This is a genomic window from Nocardia noduli (assembly GCF_019038455.1).
GTDB lineage: Bacteria > Actinomycetota > Actinomycetes > Mycobacteriales > Mycobacteriaceae > Nocardia > Nocardia noduli.
In genome coordinates this window covers 1-8,784 of the sequence record NZ_JAFMPL010000177.1, presented here as the reverse complement: position 1 = coordinate 8,784, position 8,784 = coordinate 1, and the positions used below count along the sequence as shown (strand labels likewise).

The window sequence follows — 8,784 nt, the reverse complement described above, 5'->3', positions numbered from 1 at the left end:
TCCCCGCCCAGCGCCTTGCCGACCGCGCTCGCTTCGCGCACCGACCCGATATCGCGCAGATCGGCCAGCCCGGTGTCCAGGTCGACCCGGTCCTCCTCCAATCCGATGGTGAGCGCGATGAGTTCGCAGACCGCCGCCGGATCGTCCAATTTCACGAAATTCTGACCGAGCAGTGTCCGCCAGTGCGCGGCGATCTCCGGGTCGTCGTAGTAGTTCGACTGTTTCGGCAGGATGTAATAGATATGCCAGCGTTCGGCGAGTTCCCGATAGACCGATTCCACCGAGACATCGGTACGCACATGATCACCGATCACCGCTCGGATATGTCGGGATGCCAACTTGGATTTGTTCAGCTCGTCACCGATGAGGAAAAGATAGCCCCGTTTGCGACGCTTCTCCCACGCGTCGGTGACGATATGAGTGGCCATGAAATAGGCCGCCAATTCGTAGCTTTCGGATTTCTGCCCGCCCCCGCCGCCTTCCAGCAGGATATTGCGCAGTTGTTCGTCCATCCGGTTGTCGGATTCGAACTGCCCGATCTGGAGCGGCACCCGGTCGGTATCGGCGTCACCGATCGCGCCGAAGAGCAGTTGCGGGTCCTCGGCGTATCCCTTGGACCGCAGCAGGCCGTGCAGTTTGCCGAGTTTGTCCTGCATGATGATCGGCACCTGCCCCATCGACCCGGTGACGTCGAACAGCACCGCGATGGGAAGCGAATTGCCGTGGTCGGCCGAATCCCGGCACTCGCGGGTGCCCGCGCCGAACGGATCGAGGTCCGGATGCGCCTTCCAGCTCGAGTAGGGCTGATCCCGCATCTGCGCGGTGTAGCCGAAGTCGTCGATCCCCCGTCCGGCGCGGTAGGTCTTGGCCGCTCGGTAGGCGGTGTCGTCCCAATGTCCGTATCCCATAGCGGGACTCCTCTCGTGACGTAGTTTTAGTTTAATTGACTAAAACAGATCGGTCAACGACGACCCGGCGCGCGGCACGCCGACGCCGAGCCGATATCGGCTCTACACTGCCGACGTGGACCCGTTGACCCGCATCAGGGCGATCTGCCTCGAACTCCCGGAGAGCGGTGAGCGCGCCAGCCACGGCTCCCCCACCTTCTTCGTGCGCGGCAGAACGGCGTTCACCATGTACCTCGAGGACGCGCACCGCGAACCCGGCGCGACGATCTGGTGCCCCGCGCCGGAGGGCGTCCAAGGTGAATTGGTCGACGCCGAACCGCGGCGCTTCTTCGTCCCGCCCTACGTCGGGCACCGCGGCTGGATCGGTGTGCGGCTCGACGTCGATCCGGACTGGGACGAAATCCGGGGCATCGTCCGCGACGGCTATCGCCGGGTTGCCCCGAAAAAGCTGTCGGCGCTGATGGACTGAGTCACCGGGTCGGACACCGGCGGACACCGGCGCGATCTATACCTTCGAAAATCCCCTGTACCAGCGCTTTTCATGCGCGCTGGCGCCGGATTACCACATCACGGAAGCGGTAGTGAACAATTCAGCGGTGCGAGAACTGTGGGACCGGACCTACCTGGCGTTGCTGCCATGGACCGACATTCCCCGACGCGAACTCGATACGCAGTGCAGGCAGGCCGTGACCGCGGCGTTGGCCGCGCTCTGGGGCGAATGCGACGCGGAGCTGCTCGACGGCGCCGCGACCGACGAGCAGGTCCACGCGATCGTCGCCGCGCAGACCGTCTACGGGCTCGGCTGGCGCGACGCGGTACTCGGCGATATCGCCACGCGGGCCCGCGCGGCCGGTCTCGGCGATGGTCCCGGACGTCTCTGGGCCCCGCCCGAACGCTGGAATCTGGGGCGCGGCCGCGCCTTTCGCGCGACCCTGCGCGACAACCTGAGCTTCTTCGCCAGGCACCCCCGGTCCCAGGAACTGCGCCTGGTGCGCACCGTCCGCGCGGCCGTCACCGCCGCCGACGCCGATCCGCGGACCGCGCTCACCCTGCTGTACCGGGCGGCCTGGACCGAACACGCCACCGAACGGCTCGGTTGGAGCGACGCCGAATGGTGGCAGTACCTCGGCATCGACGAGCTGACCACCTGGGCGGTGATCGCCCTGCGCATCCCGATGGACGAACCCGACCGCGCGGGCTGGGCCGTCGAGGAGGTCGCCGAGTCCGTCAGCCCGGCGGACTGGACGTGGACCGGCAGCGGCCTGCCCGACGATTTCCTCGAAGCCGCGTTCGACACCCTCGCCCTGCCGGTCCGCGAATTCTGAGCGCCGCGACTACTCGACCAGACCGTCGAGGGTCAGTTCGAGATGCCGGGTCACCTCGATCTCCTCGAGGAAGCGCTCGTCGTGGCTGACCACGATGAGCGCGCCCTCGAATCCCGCCAGCGCCTGGGTCAGGTGATCCAGGCTCGGCAGATCGAGATTGTTGGTCGGCTCGTCCAGTAACAGCAGCCGCGGCGCGGGATCGGCCAGCAGCATCATCGCCAAGGCCGCCCGCAGACGCTCGCCGCCCGACAGCGCGGACGCCGCGACGTCGGCGGCCGCGCCGCGGAACAGGAAGCGGGCCAGCTGGGCACGAATCCGTTCGGCCGACGCGTGCGGTGCCGTCGCCGCGACATTCTCGAAGACCGAGAGCCGCTCGTCGAAGAGATCGAGGCGCTGCGCGAGCATGCGCCAGGCCACCTTAGGCGGTTCCTCGACGATTCGACGCAGCAACGTGGTCTTGCCGACGCCGTTGCGCCCGGTCAGCGCGATCCGCTCGGGTCCGCTGACCCGCAGCGACACCACCGGCCCGCAGCTCAGCGGTACCCGGTCGAGTTCGATGACGTCCTGCCCCGGGTACAGCCGGGTACCCGGCAGTTCGACACGGATCTCCCGATCGTCGCGCAACGATTCCTCGGCCTGCTGGAGCTGGTCCTTGGCGGTGTCGAGTTTCTCGATGTGGTTGTTGCGCAATTTGCCCGCCGACACCTCGGCGGCCCGCTTGCGCGCGCCCATGACGATCTTGGGTTCGCGCTTGTTCTCGAACATCTTCTTGCCGTACCGCTGCCTGCGGTCCAGTTTGATGCGGGTGTCGACGAGTTCCCTCGCCTGTTTGCGCACATCGCTTCTGGCATCACGGATGGCGGCGCGCGCGGTCTCCTGTTCGGCCGCCACGATCTGTTCGTAGACGGTGAAATTGCCGCCGAACATGCGGAGTTCGCCCTGACGCAGTTCCGCGATCGTGTCCATCCGATCCAGAAGTTCACGATCGTGGCTGACCGTCAGCACGGTGCCGGAGAACTGCTCGACGACCTCGTATAGCCGCGCTCGCGCGAACCGATCGAGGTTGTTGGTCGGCTCGTCGAGCAGGAGCACATCGGGTTCGGCCAGCAGTTCGGCGACCAGGCCGAGCAGCACGGTTTCCCCGCCGGACAGCGTTTCCAGCGTGCGATCCAGGTGTTCGGCGGAATCGGCGAGGTAGTGCAGCCCGAGGCGGCCGAGCAGCGCGATGGCCCGCTCCTCGACATCCCACGCGGTGCCGACGACCTCGAAATCGCCCTCGTCGCCGGATCCGGATTCGATGCGGTGCAGTGACGTGCGGATCTCGGCGATCCCGAGTACGTCGTCGACCCGCAGACCGGAGGCGAGTCCGAGATCCTGGCGCAGGTAGCCGACCGCGCCGGAGGTGGTGATCGAGCCGCGCAATGGGTGCAGTTCGCCCGCGATCAGACGCAGCAGTGTCGATTTACCCGCGCCGTTGCCGCCGACCAGGCCGATATGTCCCGGGCCCAGCGCCGCGCCGATCCCCTCGAAGACGGGGGTGCCGTCAGGCCAGGAAAAGGTGAGATCGGAAAAAGACAGAGTGCTCATGCGTACCCCAGAGGTTGCGACGGTATCGCGGCGCGCGGTGTGCGGGCCGCCCGAAGGCGCTACCTCATGAGAGCAACGGCGGACTCCGATCGGCGGGGGCAGGACTCGTCCAGGGTAAACACAAACCCGGGGCGCGCGCCAGTGATATTCCGATCACACGGGGTGACCGGCCCGGATACGGGACGTTCCCGGTGCGCCGTGCGCACCGGGAACGGAGTATCTATCGACGCGATCTAGACCCGGACGATCGACGTCACCGGGTAATCGCCCTGCCGATCCCGGCCGCCGAGCGCGGCGAGTTCGAGAACCACTGCGGCGGAGGCGATTTCGGCTCCCGCCTGTTCGAAGAGCGACGCCGCGGCGGCGAGGGTGCCGCCGGTGGCGAGGACATCGTCGAGCAGCAGGACGCGTCGCCCGGCCAACTCGACCCCGTCGCCGGGAATCTCCAGGCCCGCGGTGCCGTATTCGAGGGTGTATTCCCGCGACAGGACCGGTGGCGGGAGTTTGCCCGCCTTGCGCACCGCGAGGACGCCGGTGCCGAGAACGGCCGCGACACCCGCGCCGAGCAGGAAGCCGCGCGCGTCCACGCCCGCGACCAGATCGGCGTCGGGGGCGCACGCCGCGAGGCAATCGATGACGGCCCGGAAACCCTGCGGATCGGCGAAAACCGGGGTGAGATCCGCGAAACGAATACCTGGAGTGGGGAAATCGTCACGCCACCTGGTGAGGCGTTCGACTTGCGCAGCCGCTCGACCTGTTCGCTCTTCGACCGAGTAGTCGGATTCGATCGCAGCGTGCTTGCTCATCGGCACCTCTCCATGATCACTCACCCATTCGCACCTGTCACCGCTTCAGCACCCAGCGGTCCATGTTCCAGCCGGAACCGCCTTGCGAGGGTCCGGCCACACCGTTCTGCAGACCGTCCGCGAAGCCGATGGTGCGCGGAGTGGCGAACAGGGGGATGCTCGGCATCTCCGACCACAGCAGGTTCTCGCTCTCGGTCAGCAGATTCAACTGGACGGTCGAGTTGTCATCGGCCGCAAGCTGATCGGTGATCGCATCGTAGCGGCCGTTCCCGAATCGCCCGAAATTGAGTCCGCTATCGGTGCGCAACGCGCTGGTCGCCGTCATTCCCGACAGGGAACCGGCCGGACCCGGCATCACCGCGGTACTTCCGAGGACGGCGTCGACCGCGCCCTCGGTGAGCCGCGAGGGCGTGAAATCGGCGGAACCGGCGTCGGTCACGGTGACACCGGCCGGTTTACACGCCTCGGCGATCATCGCCACGGTGCGCGCCCGTCGATCGTCCGGTCCGAGATAGCCGATGCGGACGGTCGGCGCGGGTACGCGAGCGGACGCGAAACCGCTGGTGGCACCGGGGATATCGGTGGTCTTGTACCGATCGGCCGCACCGGTGGCCGGTCCGTAGAACAGCGAATCCTGCTGCACGGTGCGTGAATTGAGCGGTCCGGAACCGAGTCCCGACTTCGGCGCGTCGTCCACCTTGCCGAGTTCGTCGAACAATGCCTGACGCGGCACGCACAGCGCGAACGCCCGCCGTGCCCCCACCGAGCCGAAGACGCCCGAATTGGACAGCAGCAACTGTTCGGCGCCGCGACCCGGGACCGTCTTCGCCGAGAATCCGCCCGTGCCGAGCTCCCGCACCGAATCCGCGCCGATATCGAGCACACCGACCGATTTGTCGTCGACCTTGGACTTCAGATCGGCGCCTTTGCCGAACACCACGATCCGGCCGGTCTCGGCCTTGTTGCCCCACCAGCGCTCGTTGGCGACCAGCACCACACCGTCTTCGGCACTGAAGGATTCGATCCGGTACGGACCCGACGAGGGAAACTTCGACAGATCCGCGTCGGCGCCGAGGGTCCAGCCGGTGTTCCAGAATTCGGCCAACCGCGTGACGGCCCCGGAATCACCGGTCTGCAACGCGGAAACCACATTCGCCACATTCGCCGCCCGCGCCGCGACGTGCGCGGGCACCAGTTCGCCCGCGGCGAACAGGGTGCGCCACGGCACGAAGTACTGATTCGGACGGAAGACCACGGTGGCGTCCTTCGATCCGGGCTGGCATTCCACCCGCTCGATCTCGGAGTACCCCGCCGTGTCCGCCGCGTCGAACATCGGAGCGCCCCCTTGCGCGAACCGGCCGCTGCGGGCCGCCCACGCCAGGACGAGGTCGTCGCACGAGGTCGGCACGCCATCGGAATACACGCCGTCCGGGTTGAGTCGGTACTGGATGGTCTGCGACTCCCCCGGCACCTCCTTCGCGGTCCCCGCGTCGGTGTCGGCCACCTGCTGACCGTCCGGGCCCGTATAGAAGAACCCGGTCAGCACCCGCCCGAACACGGCGGGCGCGCCGCCGATCACCCCGGCGGTACTGCCGCCGTTGTAGCTGGTGATCGGCACATCGATGGCATAGCCGATGGAGGACACCTGGTTCTCACCGGAGCAGCCGACCACCGTACCGACGGCCAAGACTCCCGCGCCAACCACTCCGAGCAGACGCAACACTGCGCCGGGACGAGGTCGCATAGAAACGAAACTCCCTACCGTGTGGTTGTCAGTGCCTTCGTTTGTTCCGTTTTCCGCTAGGACGCGCACCGGGGCGCGGCGAGTAATCGTCGGACTCCCGACGGATTTCCTCGGGAGTCTTCCTGCCGCCGGTCGCGGCGACCGCGCGACGCTCCGCTTCCAGACGGGCACGCTCGGAGGCCGCGCCCGAACGCCGGGCGAGCACCTTCCTGGTGTGCGCCGCCACCGGACCGAACCGTTCCTTGATCGAGACGAGCACCGGCACGGCGAAGAAGATCGACGAGTAGGCGCCGACGATCATGCCGACCAGCTGGACGAGCGCCAGATCCTTGAGGGTGCCGACGCCGAGCAGCCACACCGCGATGACCAGCATGCCGATGATCGGCAGGATACCGATGATCGTGGTGTTGATCGAGCGCATCAGCGTCTGATTCGCGGCCAGGTTCGCCTGTTCGCCGTAGGTGCGTTTGGTCAGGTGCAGGACGCCCCTGGTGTTCTCCTCGACCTTGTCGAACACCACGACGTTGTCGTAGAGCACGTAGCCCAGAATCGTGAGCAGGCCGATCACCGCCGCCGGGGTCACCTCGAATCCGACCAGCGAATAGACGCCCGCGGTGACTATCAGGTTGAAGAACAGCGAGGTGATCGCCGCGATCGACATATCGCGTTCGAATCGGATCGCGATGTAGATCATCGTCAGCGCGACGAACACCAGCAGCGCGATCAGCGCCTGACGGGTGATCTGACTACCCCAGGTCTCGCTGATCTCCGCGATGCTGATCGCGTTGCGGCTCACCGTCCCGGAGGAATCCTTGGGCTGGAATGCCGTGAACAGCGCGTTCTGCAACTGTTCGGTCTGCGCGAGGTCCAGTGAGTCCGAACGGATCTGGATGGTCGCCGCGGCACCGGAGCCGACCTTCTGCACCGAGACCGGGTCGTGGCCGAAGGTCGCGGAATAAACATCCTCGGCCTTCTGCGTGGTGACGTTCTCGGCGGCGGGCAACTGGATCCGCGAGCCGCCCTCGAAATCGATGCCGAGGGTGAACCCGCGAACCGCGATGCTCAGCAACGACAACACGACGAACGCCGCGCCCAGCGCGTAGTAGAAACGCCGCCTACCGACGATCTCGAAACCACCGGTGCCGGTGTAGAGGCGCTCGAAGATGCTGTGCTGGGGCGCGTGATCACGCTGCGGCTCGTCGTCGAACCGGTCCAGGGTGGGAGTGCTCATCGGGAAGTCTCCTTCACCGGAACGCCGCCCGCGCCGCGTTCCCTGGCTATCTGTTGCATCGCACCGAGTCCGTTCACCGAGGGCTTGGACCACCACGGCGAACGCGAGGCAAGCATCATCAGCGGTGCGGTGACCAGGTAGAGCACGATCACGTCGAGCACGGTGGTGATACCGAGGGTGAACGCGAAACCCTTCACCTGACCCGCGGCGAGAATGTAGAGCACCACCGAGGCGATGAGGCTCACGGTCTTACCGGAGAGGTTGGTGCGCTGGGCCCGCGCCCAGCCGCGCGGCACCGCCGAACGGAAGCTGCGGCCTTCGCGCATCTCGTCCTTGATGCGTTCGAAGAACACGACGAAGGAGTCGGCGGTCAGACCGATACCGATGATCAGACCCGCGATACCGGCCAGGTCCAGGGTGAATCCGATCCATCGCCCGAGTAGCACGATGATGCCGTACACCGCGAAGCCCGCCGCGATCAGCGAGAACCCGGCGAGGAAACCGAGCATGCGGTAGTAGGCCAGGCAGTACAGCAGCACCACCGCCAGGCCGATCGCACCCGCGAGCAGACCCGCGCGCAGCGAGGACAGACCCAGCGTCGCCGAGACCGTCTCCGCTTCCGAGGTCTGGAACGACAGGGGCAGCGAGCCGTACTTCAGGGTGTTGGCGAGTTCCTTGGAACTGGCCGCGGTGAAACTGCCGGAGATGGTGGTGCGACCACCCTGCTGCGGGCCCTGCTGCACGACGGGGGCCGAGACGACCCGCGAGTCGAGGACGAAGGCGACCCGCTTGTTGACCATCTCGCCGGTCAGCGCCGCCCAGGCATCGCTACCGCCGGATTTGAACTCCAGGTTGACCTCGTGCCGGGCCTGCTGCGAGTTCAGGCCCGCGCTCGCGTCCTTGATCTCCTGGCCGTCGATGCGGCTGGGACCGAGCAGATAGACCTCGGGATTCTCCGCACCGGGGATCGAGCAGGTGACCAGCGGCAACGTCGGATCGTCGTTACCGGCCAGCGGATCGGGCCTGGCGCAGTCGATCGCGAGCATCGCGGCCTGCTGCACGGTGGGATCGGTGCTCTGCCTGGTCGCCCTGGCGTCGGCGATCTCCTTCTGCGCCTGTTCCTGGGTGGTCAGGTTGCCGTTGCCGGGAGGCGCGGGCGGCGAGGTGGGCGCCTGCGCGGGGA

General features: G+C 66.8%; 8 protein-coding genes. 2 read left to right on the top strand and 6 right to left on the bottom strand.

Annotated features, from left to right (window positions below; translation table 11 throughout):
- The coding region (locus tag JZ792_RS39915; RefSeq protein ID WP_216918081.1) for a hypothetical protein at positions 1–908 on the bottom strand (908 nt) is incomplete at its 3' end.
- Between the two features lie 115 nt (positions 909–1,023).
- On the opposite strand from JZ792_RS39915, the gene JZ792_RS39910 reads away from it, so the two are divergent.
- Positions 1,024–1,377 (top strand): MmcQ/YjbR family DNA-binding protein, encoded by a 354-nt coding sequence (locus JZ792_RS39910; protein ID WP_216918080.1) that lies wholly within the window; start codon positions 1,024–1,026, stop codon positions 1,375–1,377.
- 112 nt (positions 1,378–1,489) lie between these two features.
- Positions 1,490–2,233, top strand: a complete 744-nt coding sequence (locus tag JZ792_RS39905) for a hypothetical protein (protein WP_216918079.1) — start codon at positions 1,490–1,492, stop codon at positions 2,231–2,233.
- A 9-nt stretch (positions 2,234–2,242) separates the two neighbouring features.
- Here the strand turns inward: JZ792_RS39905 and JZ792_RS39900 are convergent, their stop codons facing one another.
- The 5 genes from JZ792_RS39900 to secD all read right to left on the bottom strand — a co-directional run.
- On the bottom strand, positions 2,243–3,820 hold the full coding sequence (locus JZ792_RS39900; protein ID WP_216918078.1) for an ABC-F family ATP-binding cassette domain-containing protein: 1,578 nt from the start codon (positions 3,818–3,820) through the stop codon (positions 2,243–2,245).
- A 233-nt stretch (positions 3,821–4,053) separates the two neighbouring features.
- Positions 4,054–4,626, bottom strand: coding sequence for an adenine phosphoribosyltransferase (locus JZ792_RS39895; protein ID WP_216918077.1), 573 nt, complete (start codon positions 4,624–4,626; stop codon positions 4,054–4,056).
- A gap of 37 nt (positions 4,627–4,663) precedes the next feature.
- A complete protein-coding gene (locus JZ792_RS39890) occupies positions 4,664–6,370 on the bottom strand; it encodes an ABC transporter substrate-binding protein (RefSeq protein WP_216918076.1) in 1,707 nt (568 codons plus the stop codon).
- 28 nt (positions 6,371–6,398) lie between these two features.
- Positions 6,399–7,601, bottom strand: a complete 1,203-nt coding sequence (gene secF / locus JZ792_RS39885; RefSeq protein WP_216918075.1) for a protein translocase subunit SecF — start codon at positions 7,599–7,601, stop codon at positions 6,399–6,401.
- Positions 7,598–8,784, bottom strand: a 1,187-nt coding sequence (secD, locus tag JZ792_RS39880) for a protein translocase subunit SecD (protein WP_216918074.1), incomplete at its 5' end; no start/stop codon positions are given. The genes secD and secF, both read right to left, overlap by 4 nt.